The sequence below is a fragment of the Pseudomonas sp. R1-18 genome (genome assembly GCF_051132095.1).
Taxonomy (GTDB): domain Bacteria; phylum Pseudomonadota; class Gammaproteobacteria; order Pseudomonadales; family Pseudomonadaceae; genus Aquipseudomonas.
Genome location: NZ_CP071658.1, coordinates 301,265 through 321,740, shown reverse-complemented (window position 1 = coordinate 321,740; position 20,476 = coordinate 301,265). Strand labels below are relative to the sequence as shown.

19 protein-coding genes are annotated in these 20,476 nt (G+C 60.1%); 10 read left to right on the top strand and 9 right to left on the bottom strand.

Annotation, left to right across the window (positions count from 1 at the left end; all coding sequences use genetic code 11):
* Positions 1–115: 115 nt before the first annotated feature.
* The gene (locus J3P77_RS01450; protein WP_434679131.1) at positions 116–1,162 is read left to right on the top strand and encodes a hydrolase; all 1,047 of its coding nucleotides are present in this window, start codon (positions 116–118) and stop codon (positions 1,160–1,162) included.
* A 38-nt stretch (positions 1,163–1,200) separates the two neighbouring features.
* Here J3P77_RS01450 and J3P77_RS01445 read toward each other — a convergent pair whose 3' ends face one another.
* Both J3P77_RS01445 and J3P77_RS01440 read right to left on the bottom strand, forming a co-directional pair.
* On the bottom strand, positions 1,201–2,055 hold the full coding sequence (locus J3P77_RS01445; protein ID WP_434679129.1) for a sulfurtransferase: 855 nt from the start codon (positions 2,053–2,055) through the stop codon (positions 1,201–1,203).
* Between the two features lie 70 nt (positions 2,056–2,125).
* On the bottom strand, positions 2,126–2,788 hold the full coding sequence (locus tag J3P77_RS01440) for a TetR/AcrR family transcriptional regulator (protein ID WP_434679127.1): 663 nt from the start codon (positions 2,786–2,788) through the stop codon (positions 2,126–2,128).
* 253 nt (positions 2,789–3,041) lie between these two features.
* Here J3P77_RS01440 and coaD point away from each other — a divergent pair, with 253 nt between their 5' ends.
* Both coaD and J3P77_RS01430 read left to right on the top strand, forming a co-directional pair.
* On the top strand, positions 3,042–3,521 hold the full coding sequence (gene coaD / locus J3P77_RS01435; protein ID WP_434679125.1) for a pantetheine-phosphate adenylyltransferase: 480 nt from the start codon (positions 3,042–3,044) through the stop codon (positions 3,519–3,521).
* Positions 3,522–3,624: 103 nt separating this feature from the next.
* The gene (locus tag J3P77_RS01430) at positions 3,625–3,876 is read left to right on the top strand and encodes a YfhL family 4Fe-4S dicluster ferredoxin (protein WP_434679123.1); all 252 of its coding nucleotides are present in this window, start codon (positions 3,625–3,627) and stop codon (positions 3,874–3,876) included.
* Positions 3,877–3,890: 14 nt separating this feature from the next.
* Here the strand turns inward: J3P77_RS01430 and J3P77_RS01425 are convergent, their stop codons facing one another.
* From J3P77_RS01425 to J3P77_RS01415, 3 genes are all read right to left on the bottom strand, one after another.
* Positions 3,891–4,229 (bottom strand): multidrug transporter, encoded by a 339-nt coding sequence (locus tag J3P77_RS01425; protein ID WP_434679121.1) that lies wholly within the window; start codon positions 4,227–4,229, stop codon positions 3,891–3,893.
* A 104-nt stretch (positions 4,230–4,333) separates the two neighbouring features.
* Entirely contained in the window at positions 4,334–5,146 is an 813-nt protein-coding gene (gene mutM, locus J3P77_RS01420; RefSeq protein ID WP_434679120.1) for a bifunctional DNA-formamidopyrimidine glycosylase/DNA-(apurinic or apyrimidinic site) lyase, read from the bottom strand.
* 38 nt (positions 5,147–5,184) lie between these two features.
* Positions 5,185–6,051 (bottom strand): HDOD domain-containing protein, encoded by an 867-nt coding sequence (locus J3P77_RS01415; protein WP_434679119.1) that lies wholly within the window; start codon positions 6,049–6,051, stop codon positions 5,185–5,187.
* Between the two features lie 182 nt (positions 6,052–6,233).
* Here J3P77_RS01415 and J3P77_RS01410 point away from each other — a divergent pair, with 182 nt between their 5' ends.
* A complete protein-coding gene (locus tag J3P77_RS01410) occupies positions 6,234–6,773 on the top strand; it encodes a type 1 glutamine amidotransferase domain-containing protein (protein WP_434679118.1) in 540 nt (179 codons plus the stop codon).
* 85 nt (positions 6,774–6,858) lie between these two features.
* Positions 6,859–8,055, top strand: a complete 1,197-nt coding sequence (locus J3P77_RS01405; protein WP_434679117.1) for a class I SAM-dependent rRNA methyltransferase — start codon at positions 6,859–6,861, stop codon at positions 8,053–8,055.
* 35 nt (positions 8,056–8,090) lie between these two features.
* Here J3P77_RS01405 and J3P77_RS01400 read toward each other — a convergent pair whose 3' ends face one another.
* Positions 8,091–8,567, bottom strand: coding sequence for an REP-associated tyrosine transposase (locus J3P77_RS01400; RefSeq protein ID WP_434679115.1), 477 nt, complete (start codon positions 8,565–8,567; stop codon positions 8,091–8,093).
* A gap of 346 nt (positions 8,568–8,913) precedes the next feature.
* Here J3P77_RS01400 and ilvD point away from each other — a divergent pair, with 346 nt between their 5' ends.
* Positions 8,914–10,761 carry a dihydroxy-acid dehydratase gene (gene ilvD / locus J3P77_RS01395; protein ID WP_434679113.1) on the top strand — a complete coding sequence of 616 codons (1,848 nt, stop codon included), beginning with the start codon at positions 8,914–8,916 and terminating at the stop codon, positions 10,759–10,761.
* Positions 10,762–10,865: 104 nt separating this feature from the next.
* Here the strand turns inward: ilvD and J3P77_RS01390 are convergent, their stop codons facing one another.
* Positions 10,866–11,381 (bottom strand): dihydrofolate reductase, encoded by a 516-nt coding sequence (locus tag J3P77_RS01390; protein ID WP_434679111.1) that lies wholly within the window; start codon positions 11,379–11,381, stop codon positions 10,866–10,868.
* A 111-nt stretch (positions 11,382–11,492) separates the two neighbouring features.
* Here J3P77_RS01390 and J3P77_RS01385 point away from each other — a divergent pair, with 111 nt between their 5' ends.
* The 3 genes from J3P77_RS01385 to J3P77_RS01375 all read left to right on the top strand — a co-directional run bounded on the left by J3P77_RS01385 (position 11,493) and on the right by J3P77_RS01375 (position 14,909).
* Complete coding sequence (locus tag J3P77_RS01385; protein ID WP_434679109.1) at positions 11,493–12,872, top strand: DUF2868 domain-containing protein; 1,380 nt, start codon at positions 11,493–11,495, stop codon at positions 12,870–12,872.
* Positions 12,865–14,253 (top strand): GTPase/DUF3482 domain-containing protein, encoded by a 1,389-nt coding sequence (locus J3P77_RS01380; RefSeq protein ID WP_434679107.1) that lies wholly within the window; start codon positions 12,865–12,867, stop codon positions 14,251–14,253. Before J3P77_RS01385 ends, J3P77_RS01380 begins: the two co-directional genes overlap by 8 nt.
* Before the next feature lie 200 nt (positions 14,254–14,453).
* Positions 14,454–14,909, top strand: a complete 456-nt coding sequence (locus J3P77_RS01375; RefSeq protein WP_434679105.1) for a YkgJ family cysteine cluster protein — start codon at positions 14,454–14,456, stop codon at positions 14,907–14,909.
* Positions 14,910–15,085: 176 nt separating this feature from the next.
* Here the strand turns inward: J3P77_RS01375 and typA are convergent, their stop codons facing one another.
* Both typA and thiI read right to left on the bottom strand, forming a co-directional pair.
* Positions 15,086–16,906: a translational GTPase TypA gene (gene typA / locus J3P77_RS01370; RefSeq protein WP_434679104.1), complete on the bottom strand. Its 1,821-nt coding sequence runs from the start codon at positions 16,904–16,906 to the stop codon at positions 15,086–15,088.
* A gap of 142 nt (positions 16,907–17,048) precedes the next feature.
* Positions 17,049–18,503: a tRNA uracil 4-sulfurtransferase ThiI gene (gene thiI, locus J3P77_RS01365; protein ID WP_434679103.1), complete on the bottom strand. Its 1,455-nt coding sequence runs from the start codon at positions 18,501–18,503 to the stop codon at positions 17,049–17,051.
* 331 nt (positions 18,504–18,834) lie between these two features.
* On the opposite strand from thiI, the gene glnA reads away from it, so the two are divergent.
* Positions 18,835–20,241 (top strand): glutamate--ammonia ligase, encoded by a 1,407-nt coding sequence (glnA, locus tag J3P77_RS01360; RefSeq protein ID WP_434679102.1) that lies wholly within the window; start codon positions 18,835–18,837, stop codon positions 20,239–20,241.
* The last annotated feature ends 235 nt before the right edge of the window (positions 20,242–20,476 follow it).

The window sequence follows — 20,476 nt, the reverse complement described above, 5'->3', positions numbered from 1 at the left end:
TCCGAGTGAAGGTAGCGGCTGGCGCGAGACACCTTCAGTCGCACGTTCGGGCTTCCCCCCTTACATCCCGGCACGCTTAGTGGCAACTTAGCTGATATCAGCCACTGCATTCACGATGATCAAGACCGTGTCCACAACGCCCGCTCATTTCCCGTTCACGACGCCGTTCGTCCCCGCACGTGGGTTGAGCAACCCACACTTGCAGACGTTATGGGGACCGCTGTGGCGCAAGCGCACGCTGTTGGCGCGTACCCGCGAGCGCATGTGGCTGGAGGACGGAGACTTTCTCGATCTCGACTGGCACGGGCCGCATCAGGCTGACGCGCCGTTGGTCCTAGTCCTGCACGGGCTGACTGGCTCTTCGAACTCGCCCTACGTTGCCGGCTTGCAAAAGGCGATGGCCGACCAGGGCTGGGCGAGTGTCGCATTGAACTGGCGAGGCTGCTCCGGCGAACCCAATCTGCTCTCGCGCAGCTACCATTCGGGCGCAAGCGAGGACCTCGCAGAGGTCATCGCTCACTTGCGCGCGCTACGTCCGCTGGCACCGCTTTACGCTGTGGGTTATTCACTGGGCGGCAATGTGCTGCTCAAGTATCTAGGCGAGTCCGGCTCCGGCAGCGAACTGCTCGGCGCGGTGGCGGTGTCGGTGCCTTTTCGCCTGGACGAAAGCGCCAACCGCATGGGCCAGGGATTTTCCCGGATCTATCAGCGGCATTTCATGCGCGAAATGCTCACCTACATCCGTGAAAAACAACGCCGCTTTCAGCACGAAGGGATGAGCGAGGGGCTGGCCGAGCTGGCGGCGTTGGGCTCGCTGGAAAACATGCGTACCTTCTGGGACTTCGATGGGCGCGTCACCGCGCCGCTGCACGGCTTCGTCGACGCCCAGGATTACTATCGTCGGGCTTCAAGCCGCTATTTCCTCGGCCAGATCCAGACGCCAACGCTGGTCATCCAGGCGGCCGACGATCCTTTCGTATCCAGCCACAGTTTGCCGGAGCCTGCCGAGCTGTCGTCCTGTATAGAGTTTGAACTGCATGCCCAGGGCGGCCATGTCGGATTTGTCGAAGGGTCGCTGAAAAATCCTGGCTATTACCTGGAGCGACGCATCCCCCTTTGGTTGGGCGTCGCTCATGAACACGACAATCCTTACAGAAGCTGACGCCGAACCCCACGACCTATGCATACAAACCGGCCGAGTCAGGCGCCGGTTGCTACTTCACGGCTCGGATCGGTGATCCATTCGCTCCACGATCCGGCGTACAACGCACCCAACGGATAACCTGCCAGGCACAACGCGAACAGGTTATGGCAGGCAGTCACCCCCGAGCCACAGTAAGCGACCAGCTTGTCGGGTGAGCGCCCTTGCAACTTTTCGTCGAAACGCTGCCTGAGCTGCTCAGGCGGCAGAAAACGACCGTCCGCGCCGAGATTGTCGGTAAACACCGCGCACTGCGCGCCGGGGATATGGCCGGCGACCGGATCGATCGGTTCCACTTCACCACGAAAGCGAGGCTCTGCGCGCGCATCAAGCAAAGTCATGTCGGCATTCCCCAGCCTGCCATGCAGTCGCTCAGTGCTGAGCACCAGCGACATGTCCGGCTCGCCGGCGAACGTGCCTGGCTTGTGGTCGGGCGGGTCAAGGCTCAGCGGCAAGCCTGCTGCATGCCAGGCCTTCAGTCCGCCGTCCAGCAGGTAAACGCCGTCACGTTTACCCAGCCAGGCCAGCAGCCACCAGGCGCGAGCGGCATAGGCGCCCGTGCCATCATCGTAGAGAATCACTTCGCTATCCTGGTCGATACCCCAGCCCTGAAGGCGCTGACCCAGAACCCTGGGGTCAGGCAACGGATGACGACCGGTCTTGCCCTTGGTCACAGGCCCGCTGAGATCGCGCTCCAGATCCGCGAACGCTGCGCCGTCGATATGGCCCATGGCATAGCTGCGCTGTCCGTAATCGGGGTCGTCCAGGGCAAATCGGCAATCCAGGATCACGACGCCCGGCGTCCGTTGACGCGTAGCGAGGTCCTGAGGGCTGATCAGTTGTGCGATGGGCATGACAGACTCCTGTGGCATCAAAACGATCATTCACGCATGTCGGCGGCCGGCCGCAGACTTGCGCATTCTGTTACTCAAGCACCTTGCCGAGCGGTACGAAGAACTCCCCGCACAGCGCAGTGAATTCCGCACGCGACTGCTCGGTAATGTAACCGGCCTCCAGGATGAGCACCTGATACACGCCGCGGCGAAGCGCGCATTGCTCCAGATGCGACGGCGCTTCTCGCGTGGTGCATAGAAACCGGACCCAGGAGGTGAGGATGATCCAGGTGTTGAGGGTCAGGGACTCCATCTGCACTTTGTCGATATCAATGATGCCTGCTTCATTGAAAGCGCCGTAGATAGCCATGGCCTGAGTCAGGCCTCGTCGGGAGAATCGCCTGTATCGCGTCGCAAGTTCGCTATCCATACCCAGCAGGTGTTCGAGATCGCGATGCAGAAAGCGGTAGCGCCACATGCCGTCGAGGATCGCCAGCAGGTAATCACGCATGTCTTCCACAGTCAGCGACCGGCCCGCTGGAACCTGGAGAAAATTCTCCACCAGCGTCTCGTACTCCTGAAACAGCTCGGCGATGATCGCCTGCTTGTTCGGGAAGTGGTAATAGAGGTTGCCCGGCGAAATTTCCATGTGGGCCGCGATATGGTTGGTGCTGACGCTGCGCTCGCCCTGCTGGTTGAACAGCTCCAGGCTGGTCTGCACGATACGTTCTCGAGTCTTGATGCGTGGGGCCATGCTTGACTGCGTCGCTCGTAAGTTGGCGGGAGTATGTCGATAGTAACGTAAGCGGACGAATTGGCGAGCGGACCGCTCAGCGACTTTGTTGCGCCACCGCCCCAGAACCATTCCAACCGCCAGGCGGCGGAAAGATGAAACATGGCCGATAATCGGCGCAATACGACCATTACCTGACCGGTTCCGGCTTGGCCCATCGGGAAGGCTGCGATACCATCCGAGTCCCACAACGGACTCCGACCAGGACGACGCGATGAACCGAGTGTTGTACCCAGGCACCTTCGACCCTATTACCAAGGGCCATGGAGATCTGGTCGAGCGCGCCTCGCGCCTGTTCGACCAAGTGGTCATTGCCGTTGCCGCCAGCCCGAAGAAAAACCCGCTGTTCCCTCTGGAACAACGCGTCGAGCTGGCCCGCGAGGTCACAAAACACCTGCCCAACGTCGAAGTCGTGGGCTTCTCCACTCTCCTCGCCCACTTTGCCAAGGAGCAGAACGCTAATGTGTTCCTGCGCGGGCTGCGGGCAGTTTCGGACTTCGAGTACGAGTTCCAGCTGGCGAACATGAACCGCCAGCTGGCGCCCGATGTGGAGAGCCTGTTTCTCACTCCGTCGGAGCGCTATTCGTTCATTTCCTCGACACTGGTCCGGGAAATCGCCGCACTGGGCGGAGATATCACCAAGTTCGTCCACCCGGCTGTCGCCCAGGCGCTTACCGAACGCTTCCAGCGCTAAACATTTCTGCATGAACGTGCAGGTGCATACCGAGGCCTAATGCGGCACAATTCGCCGCATTGGTTTTCATGTGCCCTGGCGAGACCAGCGGCAGGAGTGATTCATGTCCCTTATCATCACTGACGATTGCATCAACTGCGACGTCTGCGAACCCGAGTGCCCGAACGAAGCGATTTCACAAGGTGAAGAGATCTACGTGATCAATCCGAACCTGTGTACCGAATGCGTGGGCCATTACGACGAGCCGCAATGTCAGCAGGTCTGTCCGGTGGATTGCATCCCGCTGGATGAGAATCGCGTCGAAAGCAAAGAACAGCTGATGGAAAAGTACCGCCTCATCACCAGCAAGGCGTAAAGCCGCGCGTCCAGTCAGTCTTTCTTGCCGTAACCGGATGTGGTGCAACCCAGGCAGCGCACGAATGCCGCCTTGCCAGGGTCGACTACCAGGGCCTGGCCTGTCGCCTTGAGGTTGCCGCCGGCAGCCGCGAAAGGTGCCGCCACCACGAACAGCCCGGTGCCGATCACAGTTGCAACGATGAGCAACGGTCGGGCAATCAACAGGTCGCCGATCATGGCGAACGCCGGCGGATTCTGCATGGTATAGACCGGATCACCGCTGCCCGCGGGGAGATCGTTGGCCAGCGCGGGCATAGCCTGCAGGCCGATGAACAGGGCCAGGGCGGCAGCGAGAATACGAAACGGGCTCATGGCTTGGTCCTTCGGGCGTGGCGGGTGAATTCTGTTCACTATAAACAGCGTCGGACATTAAGCAAGGCACCAGATATTGCAAGTATTGGCAGGCGCCGCTCTGCTTAACGCTGGCATTTGGGGCAGAACACGCTTGCGCGCTGTCCCAGCTTGACCTCGCGTAACGTCGTGCCACACACCTTGCACGGTTGGCCGCCCCGACCGTAGACGAACAGTTCCTGCTGGAAATATCCCGGTTGGCCGTCGCCACCAATGAAGTCACGTAATGTCGTGCCGCCGCGTTCGATGGCGTAAGCCAGGATGCGCTTGATCTCGATTGCCAGCTTCAGGTAACGCAGCCGGGAAATCCCTTTCGCTTCGCGACGCGGGTCAATACCTGCGGCAAACAGCGCTTCGGTGGCGTAGATATTGCCAACACCGACCACCACCGCGTTATCCATGATGAAGGGCTTTACTGCTATGGATTTGCCTCGCGACCGCTCGTACAGACGCTCGCCGTCGAAGAGATCGGTCAGCGGCTCGGGGCCCAGCCGGATCAGCAACTCGTGGTTATGCGGATCGAGGCTCCAGAGCATCGCACCGAAACGGCGTGGATCGGTATAACGCAACGCCAGACCCGACTCCAGCTCGATATCCAGATGCTCGTGCTTGAGCGCCGGCAGACCGGCCTCCACCAGGCGCAGATTGCCGGACATTCCGAGATGACTGATGAGCGTGCCCACCTCGGCCTGGATCAACAGGTACTTGGCGCGACGCCCGACTTCCACGATGCGTTGTCCAGACAGACGAGTGTCCAGATCTTCAGGCACAGGCCAGCGCAGGCGCCGGTCGCGGACAATCACGCGGCTGACGCGCTGCCCCTCCAGATGGGGCGCGATGCCCCGGCGGGTGGTTTCGACTTCAGGTAATTCAGGCATGGTTCGCTCGGTGAAACACGTTCAGACAGCAGCGCCGGTCAACGAGCGCCCAGTTCGCGGATGCTTTCCTTGAGGTTTTCGAAGTCGTATTCCGACAACCCTACGTAATCGAGCACCAGCGGGCCGACCAGACCCCATTCATGGTCATCGACCTGATTGCCCAACACCCGGTACGACTCGCAGATATGCTCGGCCATCTTCAGCGGTGCCAGAAGATTCTTCAACGCAGCATTGCGGCTCGTGTCGTCCTGGAAAATAGCCAAGGCGTTGTGATGGTTGGCAATTGCTTCGCTGACATGGCCCGGCAGACGCCACGACTTGGCGGTGTAATAGCCGACCACCGCATGGTTGGTGTGGAAGGCCCGGTTTTCAGTGTCCACCACGCGGCAGTCTGGGCCGGCCTTGGCGTACGCATCTTCGAGCACTGTCATGTAATCGGGGAAGCGCTTGAGCATCAACGGGACGCCACAGTCGTGGAACAGACCCAACGCGTAGGATTCGTCCGCCGTCTGCGAACCGATACGCTTGGCCAGCGTCAGGCTGGTCATGGCCACATCCTGAGCCGTGTCCCAGAACCGGTTGAGGGTCACGATGGTTTCATCACTCATCTCGCCCTTGATCGACTGCGCGTTGATCAGGTTGATGATCGAGCGGCTACCCAGCAGATTGACCGCCCGCTGAATCGAAGCAATCTTGTTCGACAACCCGTAGTGAGCCGAATTGACGATCTTGAGCAGCGCGCCGGACAAGCCAGGGTCCTGAGCGATCAGGCGTGCGATCACCCCGAGATCGGGGTCGGGCATGTACTGTTCCATCTGCAGATCCACCATGATCTGCGGCTGTGGCGGAACGCTGATGCCCTGCAGGGCCTGTTGGATCTGTTCGGAAGTTAGCTCTTCGGACATAAGTCACTACTCAGGGTCAGGCCTCGATTTTGCCCACTTAACACCCGACGGTCCATCTTCATCACCCGACATTTCCTGAACTTTGACAGCCTTCAAGCTTCGGACTATGTGACACCGGCGCACGGCGCAGAGCCTTCAATCCTCGCCTTGCGCCCTTCCCTGATCCTTGACTGGAGGTTTTCATGTCCAACGTTCTGAACGGCAAACGTATCGCGATCCTCGTCACTGACGGTTTCGAGCAGGTAGAACTCACCGGCCCGAAAGAAGCACTCGAACAGGCAGGTGCGAAGGTGGATATCCTTTCCAGCCAGGACGGCAAGGTAAAAGGCTGGAACCATGACAAGCCCGCAGACGATTTTAAGGTCGATCTGACATTCAAGGCCGCTAACGTCGAAGACTACGACGGCGTTTTGCTGCCGGGCGGCGTGCAGAACTCCGATACCATCCGTATCGACGTCGATGCGCAGAACATCGTCAAGGCTTTCGATGCAGCGGGCAAACCATTGGCGGTCATCTGCCACGGCAGCTGGCTGCTGGTGTCCGCAGGGCTGGTCAAAGGCAAGACCATGACCAGCTTCAAGACGCTCAAGGACGATCTGGTCAACGCAGGCGCCAAGTGGGTCGATCAGGAAGTGGTCACCGACGGCCAGTGGATCAGCAGCCGCCAGCCGGACGACATTCCTGCCTTCAGTCGCCAATTGATCCAGGCATTGTCGGCCTGACCGGTCGCGGCAGTTAATTTGCGTCATCCCGGCCCGCGGTCGGGATGACGGGTTATAATCCCGCTCTTTTTTCCGGAGCGACGTCATGTCCCTGCCTAGCTTGCGCCTCAAAGCCAACGCCGACCGTCGCCTGCGCGCCGGTCATCTGTGGGTCTACAGCAACGAAATCGACGTAGCCGCCACGCCATTGCACGGTTTTGCGGCGGGCGATCAAGCACTGCTCGAAGCCGCCGGCGGCAAGCCGTTGGGGATCGTCGCCATGAGCCCCAACAACCTGATCTGTGCGCGCCTGCTGTCGCGCGACATCAAGCTGCCGCTGGATAAATCGCTGCTGGTGCATCGCCTGAACGTGGCACTGTCGCTGCGCGACCGCCTGTTCGACAAACCCTTCTATCGCCTGGTCTACGGCGACTCGGACCTGCTGCCGGGCCTGGTCGTGGATCGCTTCGGTGACATCCTCGTGGTGCAACTGGCTTCCGCCACCATGGAAAATCACAAGGAAGACGTGGTCGCCGCGCTGGTACAGGTCCTCAAGCCAAGCGGCATTCTGTTCAAGAATGACTCCGCGGCACGCGATGCCGAAGGCCTGAACCGCTATGTCGAAACCGCGTTCGGGGTTGTTCCTGAGTGGGTAGCGCTGGAAGAAAACGGCGTGAAGTTCGAAGCACCTGTCATGGCCGGACAGAAGACCGGCTGGTTCTACGACCACCGCATGAACCGCGCGCGCCTCGCACCTTATGTCAAAGGCAAGCGCGTACTGGACCTGTATAGCTACATTGGCGGCTGGGGCATCCAGGCGGCGGCTTTCGGTGCCAGCGATGTCACCTGTGTCGACGCTTCGTCCTTCGCTCTGGACGGCGTTGAGCGCAACGCGGCGCTGAACGGGTTCGCGGAAAAACTCACCTGCATCGAAGGTGACGTGTTCGAGGCACTGAAGGAACTCAAAGCCGGCGAAGAGCGCTTCGACGTGATCGTCGCCGACCCGCCAGCGTTCATTAAACGCAAGAAAGACCTGAAAAACGGTGAAGGCGCCTACCGCCGCCTGAACGAACAAGCCATGCGCCTGTTGACCAAGGACGGCATCCTGGTCAGCGCGTCGTGCTCAATGCACCTGCCGGAAGATGACCTGCAAAACATCCTCCTGACCAGCGCCCGCCACCTGGACCGCAACATCCAGCTGCTCGAACGCGGCAGCCAGGGCCCGGACCATCCGGTTCACCCGGCTATCGCCGAAACGCGCTACATCAAGAGTATTACTTGCCGGTTGTTGCCGAATAGCTGATAGCGCCATTGTCGCGGGCAAGCGCGCTCCTACGGTTACGGGAACATCGCGCTCTCCTGACCGTAGGAGCGCGCTTGCCCGCAGTCACCTATTCGACTCACCAGTCCCGCTCTGAGTGGGTTGGCTACCACGTAGCGGGCCACGCTTTGAACATTCTCTTCACGCCTGATTGCTCTGTCGTGATAACCCTTCTGCCAAACCCGCAACGGTCCCGCTCCAGCCGCTACCAGGGCGCGCGAGCTACCTGACTTGACCCGCCGCATCAACATCCCGAGGCTGCCGGTTTCCAGTTCGATCAGCCAGTGGAAATGGTCCGGCATGATGACCCATGCCAAGGATCGGGCACGTCTTTCCCTCTCCGCTGTACGAAACTCGTTGACCAGAAGCCGCCCGACCCGCCAGTCCGAAAATAACGGCTGGCGACCAAGCACTACCGAAGTCAAAAGATAAATTCGCCCAGCTTCCGAATAGCGGCCGACGCGTAGCTGGGACCCGCGATGTGTTCTTGGCATCCTTGCCTCTCCTCATTTATTGGAATCAAGACTAGTGAGAAGTGCAGCACCAAGGAGATAAACAATATGCAGGATGTGTACTGACAGCCTTGTCGCGGGCAAGCGCGCTCCTACCGGCCCCTCTCCCCTTCTTCGTGCGCGACAGGCTGACCACGGACCGCCGACAGGTGTAGAATCGGCTCTATTCATCGCCAGTCACCCCCGGCGGGTTTATGAGCTCAGGCTGAGTGCTCGGTGATCCCGTAGCGTTCGGTTTCGTTGCTGTTTGCGGTCACTGCCGCTTGCGTGCGACGTCCATAGAAGCTCACTCCCTTCACCGATTAGCCTTTTTTGCCGGAGTGCTCCAATGCCTGATTACCGCTCGAAAACGTCCACCCACGGTCGCAACATGGCCGGCGCTCGTGCCCTGTGGCGCGCCACGGGCATGAAGGACGAAGACTTCAAGAAACCGATCATCGCCATCGCCAACTCGTTTACCCAGTTCGTTCCAGGCCACGTCCACCTCAAGGACATGGGCCAACTAGTCGCCCGGGAAGTGGAGCGTGCCGGTGGCGTGGCGAAAGAATTCAATACCATCGCGGTCGATGACGGCATCGCCATGGGCCACGACGGGATGCTGTACTCGCTGCCGAGCCGCGAGATCATCGCCGACTCCGTGGAGTACATGGTCAATGCTCACTGCGCTGACGCCATTGTGTGCATTTCCAACTGCGACAAGATCACCCCAGGCATGCTGATGGCCTCGTTGCGCCTCAACATCCCGGTGATCTTCGTCTCTGGCGGGCCGATGGAAGCGGGCAAGACCAAACTTGCCAGCCACGGCCTCGATCTGGTCGACGCCATGGTCATCGCCGCGGACAGCACCGCCAGCGACGAAAAGGTCGCTGAATACGAGCGCAGCGCTTGCCCGACCTGTGGTTCCTGTTCCGGCATGTTCACCGCCAACTCGATGAACTGCCTGACCGAAGCATTGGGCCTGGCATTGCCTGGCAACGGCTCGACCCTGGCAACCCACAGCGACCGTGAGCAATTGTTCCTCACGGCGGGTCGCACCATCGTCGAGCTGTGCAAGCGCTACTACACCGAGAACGACGAGTCGGTTCTGCCGCGCAACATCGCCAACTTCAAGGCTTTCGAAAACGCCATGACGCTGGACATCGCCATGGGCGGCTCGACCAACACCATCCTGCACCTGCTGGCCGCTGCCCAGGAGGCCGAAATCGATTTCGATCTTCGCGACATCGACCGGCTGTCGCGAGAGGTTCCACAGCTCTGCAAGGTGGCGCCGAACATCCAGAAGTACCACATGGAAGACGTGCACCGCGCTGGCGGAATTTTCAGCATCCTGGGCGAACTGGCCCGTGGCGGCCTGCTGCACACCGATTTGCCGACCGTCCACAGCAAGACCATGGCCGAAGGTATCGCCAAGTGGGACATCACGCTCTCCGATGATGAAGCGGTGCATACCTTCTTCAAGGCGGGCCCTGCCGGTATCCCGACCCAGACAGCGTTCAGCCAGTCGACCCGCTGGCCGAGCCTGGACGACGACCGCGAGAACGGTTGCATCCGCAGCGTCGAGCACGCGTATTCGCAGGAAGGTGGCCTGGCGGTGTTGTACGGCAACATTGCTCTGGACGGCTGCGTAGTGAAAACCGCTGGCGTGGATGAGTCGATCCACGTCTTCGAAGGCAACGCCAAGATCTTCGAAAGCCAGGACAGCGCAGTGCGCGGCATTCTGGCTGATGAAGTTCAGGCAGGCGATATCGTGATCATCCGTTACGAAGGTCCGAAAGGCGGTCCGGGCATGCAGGAAATGCTCTACCCGACTTCGTATCTGAAATCCAAAGGTCTGGGCAAAGCCTGCGCACTGCTGACCGACGGTCGGTTCTCGGGCGGTACGTCCGGGCTGTCCATCGGCCACGCTTCTCCGGAAGCGGCTGCCGGTGGTGCGATTGGCCTGGTTCGCGACGGCGACAAAGTGCTGATCGACATTCCGAACCGCTCGATCAACCTGTTGATCGACGACGCGGAAATGGCCGAGCGCCGCGCAGAGCAGGACAAGAAAGGCTGGAAACCGGTCGAGCAGCGTCCACGCAAAGTGACCACCGCGCTCAAGGCCTACGCATTGCTCGCCACCAGCGCCGATAAAGGCGCGGTACGCGACAAGGCTCTGCTGGACAAGCTGGTTCCGTAATTGTCGGGACCGCGTTGCGGTCCATCGCGGGCAAGCGCGCTCCTACTGTTATCGCTGCGTAGGAGCGCGCTTGCCCGCGACGGGCTGCAAAGCAGCAGCCCCGATTACGCCTGACGTTCCCACACTTCGAAAGCATAAGCCGGCTTGTCCTCGACCGCCGGATTTTTCAGACTCGAAATAAGCTTCCACTGCGCCGTATCAAACTCCGGAAACCACGCATCGCCTTCAGGGCTGAGCGCGACTCGGGTCAGGTACAGCCGGTCGGCCTGCGGCATGGCCTGGGTATATAGCTGCGCGCCGCCAATCAACATGACCTCGTCGACGCTCTGCTCACGTGCCCACTGCTCGGCGCGCTCTCGGGCGGCTTCCAGAGATGAGAACACCTCGGCGCCTTCCAGTTGCAGACCGTCCTGACGGCTGACCACCAGATTCAACCGCCCGGGCAATGGGCGACCTAGCGAATCCCAGGTTTTGCGCCCCATGATGATCGGCTTGCCAAGGGTCGTGGCCTTGAAATATTTGAAGTCCCCCGGCAGGTGCCAGGGCATGGAATTGTCGACGCCGATCACCCGGTTTTCACCAAGCGCGGCAATCAGGCTGAGGGGGAGATGAGTTTTCATGGGCGTGAGGATATCAGAGCCGGCGCAAGGATAAGACTGAACTGTGATACGCGATGCCCAGTCCCATCACAGCGGTTATGCTCACCGCTGAATTTGACGAAGAGATGCTGTGTGACTGCCCTGACACCACTCGACACCCTGTGGCTGACCGAAGCCGTGCGCCTGCGCGAACAGCAAGCCGGCACGCTGGACGACCAGGAAGCCAACCGCCGTGCCCGCGCTGCCGAGGGCGATCTGACCGCTCGCATCACCCATCGCGCCCTGTCGCTGGCCGAACGCGACGGCATGGTTGGTGCGCTGCTGCGCTGGAAACAGGGCGCGCGCCTGGCGCTGATCGCACTGGTCGTGCTGGCGGTGGTCAGCGGTGCCGGTCTGGCATTCGCCGCAATGGGCGATGGGCAAGCGGCGGTCAATGTGTTCTGGGCAGTGGGCAGCCTCCTCGGGTTGAACCTGATCCTGCTATTGAGTTGGGCGCTGGGCCTGGTATCAGCCGGACGCGGCAATGCGGGTCTGGGCCAACTCTGGCTGTGGCTGAGTGAAAAGCTCGCTCGCGATGCACAGGCCGCGCAGCTCGCACCCGCATTGATTCTGCTCCTGCAGCGTCGCCGCTTGAACCGCTGGGTGCTGGGCCTGCTGGTGCATGGCCTCTGGCTGGTCGCTCTGCTGAGTGCAATGGCGTTGCTGCTGATGTTGATGGCGACTCGACGCTATGGTTTTGTCTGGGAGACCACCATTCTGGGCAGCGACACCTTTGTCGCGCTAACCCAGGCGCTCGGCACGCTCCCTGCTCTGCTGGGTTTCAGCGTTCCGGATGAAGCCATGATCCGCGCCAGCGGTAATGGCGCGCTGGGCGTCGAGAATGCGCGACAGGCCTGGGCGGCGTGGCTAGTGGGTGTCTTGCTGGTTTACGGCATCGTGCCGCGGCTTTTGCTTGCCTTGTTCTGCCTGTGGCGCTGGAAACGTGGCCGCGCGGATCTGAAGCTGGATGTCGACTCGCCCGGTTATCAGGAGTTGCGTGAGCGTCTGATGCCGAGCAGCGAGCGTTTGGGTATCAATGATGCCGCGCCGGCTACCCTGCATCAGATCCAGCCCCTCGGCGGCTCGGCAAAAAGCGACGGCGCGTTGCTGGTTGCCATCGAACTGGACGGTCAGCATCCGTGGCCACCACAGCTGCCTGCGGGTGTTGCGGACGCAGGCGTGCTCGACAGCAGAGAATCCCGACATCGCCTGCTGGAACAGCTGACGCTCTATCCACCCGCACGGCTCTTGATCGCCTGTGATCCGCGCCGCTCCCCGGATCGTGGCAGCCTCGCGCTGATCGCAGAACTATCGCGATGCGCTGGCGCAACGCGCATCTGGTTACTGCCCGCGCCTGCCGATCAGACGCTGGACCCCGAACGCGTCGAGGACTGGCAGGTCGCACTGCAAAAGCTTGAACTGGACTGGTCCGACGATGCCCGCTTCACATGGCTGGAGACAGGCCATGACTAAATCGGGCAAGTCCGGCGCCATCAAGCTGGCCGTCGTCGGGCACACGAACGTGGGCAAGACATCGCTGCTGCGCACCCTGACCGGGGACGTACATTTTGGCGAGGTCTCGCATCGCCCAAGCACGACCCGCCACGTGGAAGGCGCACGGCTCTCGGTGGAAGGCCAGCCAATTCTGGAGCTCTACGACACGCCCGGCCTGGAAGATGCCATCGCTTTGCTCGATTATCTGGAACGCCTGGATCGGCCTGGCGAGCGTCTTGACGGGCCGGCTCGGTTGCAGCGTTTTCTGGAAGGCAGCGAAGCCCGGCAACGGTTCGAGCAGGAAGCAAAAGTGCTGCGCCAGTTGCTGGAGTCCGATGCAGGCCTGTACGTCATCGATGCCCGCGAGCCGGTGCTGTCCAAATACCGTGACGAGCTGGCGGTACTGGCCAGCTGCGGCAAGCCGCTGTTACCGGTGTTGAATTTCGTCAGCAGCCGCGAGCACCGCGAGGCGGACTGGCGAGACGCTTTATCGCGGCTTGGCCTGCATGCACTGGTGCGTTTCGACAGCGTTGCACCGCCCGAGGATGGCGGACGTCGATTGTATGAAAGCCTGGCGCTGCTGTTCGAAAGCGCGGGACCGCAGCTGGAGCGACTGATTCAGGATCAGCAGGCGCAGCGCGAGGCCCGGCGCCACAGCGCCGCACGCCTGATCGCCGAGATGCTGATCGATTGCGCCGCTTGTCGCCGCAGCGTCGCAACGACCGCTGACAAGGAAGCGCAGGCGATCGAGGAGCTGCGCCAGGCCGTACGCCAACGCGAACAGCGATGTGTCGAGGCGCTGCTCAAGCTCTATGCGTTTCGCAAGGACGATGTCACGACCAGCGATCTGCCGCTGATGGACGGCCGCTGGGGCGATGACTTGTTCAACCCGGAAACCCTGAAACAGCTGGGTGTGCGAGTTGGCGGCGGTGTGGCCGCAGGTGCAGCAGCCGGTGCCGGCGTTGACCTGTTGGTCGGCGGGGTCACGCTTGGAGCGGCGGCGCTAGTGGGCGCGCTTGCCGGAGGCGCGCTGCAAACGGCACGCAGCTACGGCGGTCGGTTGTTGGGCAAGATCAAGGGGCACCGCGAACTCACCGTGGATGAATCGGTTCTGCGCTTGCTGGCGCTGCGCCAGAAACAGCTCGTGCTTGCTCTCGCGGCTCGGGGCCACGCCGCGATTCAGTCCATCGAACTGGCCGCGCCCGATGACAAGACCTGGCGCCAGGGCAAGCTCCCTGATGCGTTGAACAAGGCCCGTGCGCATCCGCAGTGGTCTTCGCTCAATCCGCATCCGCGGTTGAGTCAGACTGAGCGGCAGGAAGCGACTGATGAATTGGCGGATGTGATCCTGCAGCCTTGACCTGAACAGGGATTGCTTTGATCCATAAGCGGGTGTATCGGACGCCAAAACCGCATCGCCCCCGGTCGCGGGCAAGCGCGCTCCTACACGCGCACGAACCGGACAGGCGGCTGGTAGCAATCCGCCTGTCCGGTTCGCGGACAATTGCGTGCGTACGCTGTATGATCGCGCGCCCGATTCACCCGGAAGCTTGAACTCAAATGAAACCCACCCTGATCGCCGCCGCAGAACTCGATCGCATCGATACCTGGGCCAAATACTCCAGCCATATGTGCGGAGGTTGCATTTCCAGCTGCTGCACCTTGCCGGTTGAAGTGAAGATCAAAGATCTGATCCGCATCGGGATCGTGGATGAGTTCGAGCGTGGCGAACCGGCGAAAAACATCGCCAAGCGTTTGCAGAAAGAAGGGATCGTCGAGCGCTACAACCAAAAATCCGAGATCTTCACCCTGCAGCGCATGAGCAACAACGATTGTCTGTATCTGGATCGCAAGAGCCGCCTGTGCACCATCTACGACAAACGCCCGGACACCTGCCGCAACCACCCCAAGGTCGGACCACGTCCGGGTTATTGCGCCTACAAGCCGAAGGCTGTCGAGCGTCAGAGCAGCGGTACGCTCAACTCCAATTCCGGTCGGGTGCCGCTGAAGTTTTGAGCCACGCTCCCCTGTAGGAGCGTGCTTGCCCGCGACGGCATTCCCTCAGTTGTAGATGCATTCACCGACACTACGCCGGTCGCGGGCAAGCGCGCTCCTACAACAGACCAAGCAGCAGGCATAAAAAAACGCCCCCGGCCTTTCGACCGGGGGCGTTTTATTCAGCCGGGCTTAAATCAAGCCTTGGCTTTCTTGGCAGCGCGGGTACGCTCGCTTTCGTCCAGGATCTTCTTGCGAAGACGGATGGACTTAGGAGTGACTTCGCACAGCTCGTCGTCCTGGATGAATTCCAGAGCCTGTTCCAGAGTGAACTTGACAGGCGGAACCAGAGCGATGGTTTCGTCTTTACCCGAAGCACGCATGTTGTCGAGCTTCTTGCCCTTGGTAGGGTTTACACCCAGGTCGTTGTCGCGGCTGTTCAGGCCGACGATCTGACCGTTGTAGATTTCCTGACCGTGCTCAACGAACAGCTTGCCGCGAGCCTGCAGGGTTTCCAGGGAGTAGGTCAACGCCTTGCCGGTTTCAACCGAAACCAGAACGCCGTTCTGACGGCCGGACATGTCGCCCGACTTCATCACGTCGTAACGGTCGAAGATCGAGGTCAGGATGCCTGCGCCGGAAGTCAGGGTCAGGAATTCGTTACGGAAACCGATCAAGCCACGAGCCGGGATGTTGTACTCAAGGCGAACGCGGCCTTTGCCATCCGGAACCATGTTGGTCAGGTCGCCTTTACGCAGACCCATCTGCTCCATGATCGCGCCCTGCGCTTCTTCAGGCAGGTCGATGGTCACGTTTTCGTACGGTTCGTGCTTCACGTCACCAACGCGACGGATGATCACTTCCGGACGGCCTACGGCCATTTCGAAGCCTTCGCGACGCATGGTTTCGATCAGAACCGAGAGGTGCAGCTCACCACGGCCCGAAACCTTGAACTTGTCAGCGGTGTCGCCTTCTTCAACGCGCAGAGCAACGTTGTACAGCAGCTCCTTGTCCAGACGTTCCTTGATGTTACGGCTGGTGACGAACTTGCCTTCCTTGCCGCAGAACGGCGAGTCGTTTACCTGAAAAGTCATGGAAACGGTTGGCTCGTCAACGGTCAGCGGCTTCATCGCTTCTACGTTGTTTGGATCGCACAGGGTGTCGGAGATGAACAGCTCGTCGAAACCGCTGATGCAGACGATGTCGCCGGCAGCTGCTTCTTCAACGTCGATGCGGTGCAGACCGTGGTGACCCATCAGCTTCAGGATACGGCCGTTACGCTTCTTGCCGTCAACGTCGATGGCGACAACCGGAGTGTTCGGCTTGACGCGACCACGAGCAATACGGCCGACGCCGATAACACCCAGGAAGCTGTTGTAGTCCAGAGCGGAGATCTGCATCTGGAACGGACCTTCACGGTCAACAGCCGGCGCTGGTACGTTGTCGACGATCGACTGGTACAGCGGGGTCATGTCTTCAGCCATTTCGGTGTGGTCCAGACCGGCGATGCCGTTCAGGGCCGAGGCGTAGACGACTTTGAAGTCCAGCTGTTCTTCGGTGGCGCCCAGGTTGTCGAACAGGTCGAAGATCTGGTCCAGAACCCAGTCAGGACGCGCGCCCGGACGGTCAACCTTGTTGATGACCACGATTGGACGCAGGCCGGCTTCGAAAGCCTTCTTGGTCACGAAACGGGTTTGCGGCATAGGGCCGTCTTGAGCGTCGACCAGCAGCAGAACGGAGTCGACCATCGACATCACGCGCTCTACTTCACCACCGAAGTCGGCGTGGCCCGGGGTGTCCACGATGTTGATGTGGTAGCCGTTCCAGTTGATCGCGGTGTTCTTCGCGAGAATGGTAATGCCACGCTCTTTTTCCTGGTCGTTGGAGTCCATGACGCGCTCGTCGTTGAGCTCGTTGCGCTCAAGAGTGCCGGACTGACGCAGGAGTTTGTCGACCAGGGTGGTTTTGCCATGGTCAACGTGAGCAATGATGGCGATGTTGCGTAGATTTTCGATCACTTGTGTATCTCGATCAGAGGATTCGGTCTGCTGACTGAAAACAGACAGCCATTACAGTTAGGAGTCGGCAAAAGCCGGTACGGCTTGGCGACTGGTGTCGGGGGGCCGGTGACGCAAGCCACAGGCAAACAGCCCCGGGCACTTAGCTCGGTCGATATACGCGCACATTGGCATGCCCCTCACTGAGCAAATGATGAGCATGCAGGCGGCTCATGACGCCTTTGTCGCAATACAACAGGTACTGGCGCGTGTTATCCAGTTCCTTGAATCGGCTGTTCAATGCATAGAACGGCACGGTCTGTATCTCGATGCCCGGCGCTTGCAACGGCTCGTCTTCCTGAGCATCCGGATGGCGGATGTCGATGATGACCTGGCCGGCGAGCGCCTGACTGACTTCTTCGATTTCGACACTGCGGCTCAGATCCTCGATCACCTTGTCGATCGGGACCAGCCTGGCGCGTTCGAGCGCTTGCTCGAGAATCGCCATGTCGAATTGTTGCTCTTCATACTCAACGCGGTTGCGCTTGGCGTTGGTCTTGGGGTTGACCGAAATCACCCCGCAATACTCAGGCATGTGCCGAGCGAAGTCGGCGGTGCCGATTTCAGTCGCCTGGTCGACGATGTCCTGTTTGTGGCTCGCGATCAGCGGCCGCAGGACCAGCTTGTCGGTTGCCGAGTCGATCAGCGACAGGTTCGGCAGCGTCTGGCTGGACACCTGGGAAATCGCCTCGCCGGTTACCAGCACGTCGATCTCCAGTCGGTCGGCGACCGCGGATGCAGCGCGTAACATCATACGCTTCAAAACTACACCCATATGACTGTTATCGACTTTTTGCAGGATTTCTCCGAGAACTTCCTCGAACGGCACACTGACGAACAGCACCCGCTGAGAGCTGCCGTACTTCTTCCAGATGTAATGCGCGACTTCCATCACGCCCAGCTCGTGGGCGCGCCCACCCAGATTAAAGAAGCAGAAATGCGCCATGAGCCCGCGGCGCATGATCTGATAAGCCGCGACAGTGGAGTCAAAGCCGCCGGACATCAGCACGAGCGTCTGTTCCAGCGCACCGAGCGGGTATCCGCCCAGCCCTTTGTGCTGGTCGTGGATGACGAACAACCGTTGGTCGCGAATTTCCATGCGCACCACGATGTCCGGCTTCCTCAGCTCGATTCCGGCGGCGCCGCACTGCATCCGCAGCTTGCTGCCGACGTACTTCTCGACGTCCATCGAACTGAAATCGTGGCGGCCGGCCCGCTTGCAGCGCACGGAAAACATCTTGCCGGGCAGCAGGTCGCCGTAGTGCTCTTTGCACTTGGCAACGATGTCATCCATATCGCCCAGAGGATATTCGGCAACCTGCAGGAAATTCGCGATGCCCGGCATGCAGCTCAGGCGCTCGGTGATGCCCTGCAGGACTCTGGGATCGGTCGACCGGGTTTCCACCTCAAGGTTGTCCCACACACCACCCACAACAATGTCCGCGTCCAGTTCCCGGAGCACGGTACGAATGTTCTTGCCCAGCTGCCGAATGAATTTCTTGCGGACCGGCGGGCTTTTGATGGTGATTTCTGGGAAAACTTTGACGATTAGTTTCATAGAAACGGTGCGTAGGATGCCGGCCAAAAAAGGGGGGCGCGGATTATAGCGGAAATTGCTCAAGGTTTAACCAGTTATCGTACTGCCAATCATCAGCGCACCAAAAAGGGTCGTATCAGTGACGGCAAGCGCTATAAAGGTGCGGAGAATTGCCGTGGATCGCTGTTTTAAGCCCGAAATGCCTGCGCTTGAGGCACGAATCCCAACACGGGGCACTGGCATGCAAATTGCTCCCTTGTGAGGCAGGTTGCCTTGGTCGAGTATTCGGGCCGGCATCACCAAATTCAAAGGGCCAAAACTACAACAGGCTCTTATCCACCCGGAGGACACCATGTCGAAGTCGGTTCAACTCATCAAAGATCATGACGTTAAGTGGATTGATCTGCGCTTCACGGATACCAAAGGTACTCAGCACCACGTGACCATGCCGGCTCGCGACGCGCTGGAAGACGACTTCTTCGAAGTCGGCAAAATGTTCGACGGTTCTTCCATCTCCGGCTGGAAAGGCATCGAAGCCTCCGACATGATCCTGCTGCCGGACGACGAAACCGCTGTTCTCGATCCGTTCACCGAAGAGCCGACGCTGATCCTGGTTTGCGACATCATCGAGCCTTCGACCATGCAGGGCTACGATCGCGATCCACGCGCCATCGCCCATCGCGCCGAGGAATACCTCAAGTCCACCGGTATCGGTGACACCGTCTTCGCCGGTCCCGAGCCTGAGTTCTTCATCTTCGACGAAGTGAAGTTCAAGTCCGACATTTCCGGCTCCATGTTCAAGATCTTCTCCGAGCAAGGCTCGTGGATGTCCGATCAGGACGTGGAAGGCGGCAACAAGGGCCACCGTCCAGGCGTCAAAGGCGGCTACTTCCCGGTTCCGCCATTCGACCACGACCACGAAATCCGCACCGCAATGTGCAACGCCCTGGAAGAAATGGGCCAGGTCGTCGAAGTTCACCACCACGAAGTGGCGACTGCCGGCCAGAACGAAATCGGCGTGAAATTCAACACGCTGGTCAAGAAGGCTGACGAAGTTCAGACCCTCAAGTACTGCGTACACAACGTTGCCGATGCCTACGGCCGCACCGCGACCTTCATGCCAAAGCCTCTGTACGGCGATAACGGTTCGGGTATGCACGTTCACATGTCCATCTCCAAAGATGGCAAGAACACATTCGCCGGCGAAGGCTATGCCGGTCTGTCCGACACCGCCCTGTACTTCATCGGCGGCATCATCAAGCACGGCAAGGCGCTGAACGGCTTCACCAACCCGTCGACCAACTCCTACAAGCGTCTGGTACCAGGCTTTGAAGCTCCGGTAATGCTGGCCTACTCGGCTCGCAACCGTTCCGCTTCGATCCGTATTCCTTACGTCTCCAGCCCACGTGGCCGTCGTATCGAAGCACGCTTCCCGGATCCATCGGCCAACCCGTACCTGGCGTTCGCCGCTCTGCTGATGGCTGGCCTGGACGGCATCCAGAACAAGATTCACCCTGGCGATGCAGCTGACAAGAACCTGTACGATCTGCCGCCTGAAGAGGCTAAAGAGATCCCACAAGTTTGCGGCAGCCTGAAAGAAGCGCTGGAAGAGCTGGACAAAGGTCGTGCGTTCCTGACCAAAGGCGGCGTTTTCAGCGACGACTTCATCGATGCCTACATCGAGCTGAAAAGCGAAGAAGAAATCAAAGTGCGCACCTTCGTACACCCACTGGAATACGAGCTGTACTACAGCTGCTGATCCAGCCGCGCCTGCTCTGGCGGCGTAGAGGAGACCTCCTTCGGGAGGTCTTTTCGTTTCTGGAGAAACACCATGCCCAACGGCGCGCCGAGGGTCATGCGCCTGCTGATCCACGTGCGACCGGGATTCGCTGAACGACGCTCACCTCTGTTAGCTGTGCGGTATATGTTTACCGCCATCCGCCCTCGACTCACAGGCATTGTTGCGACTTGTGCCATACCCGTGAGTTTTCATC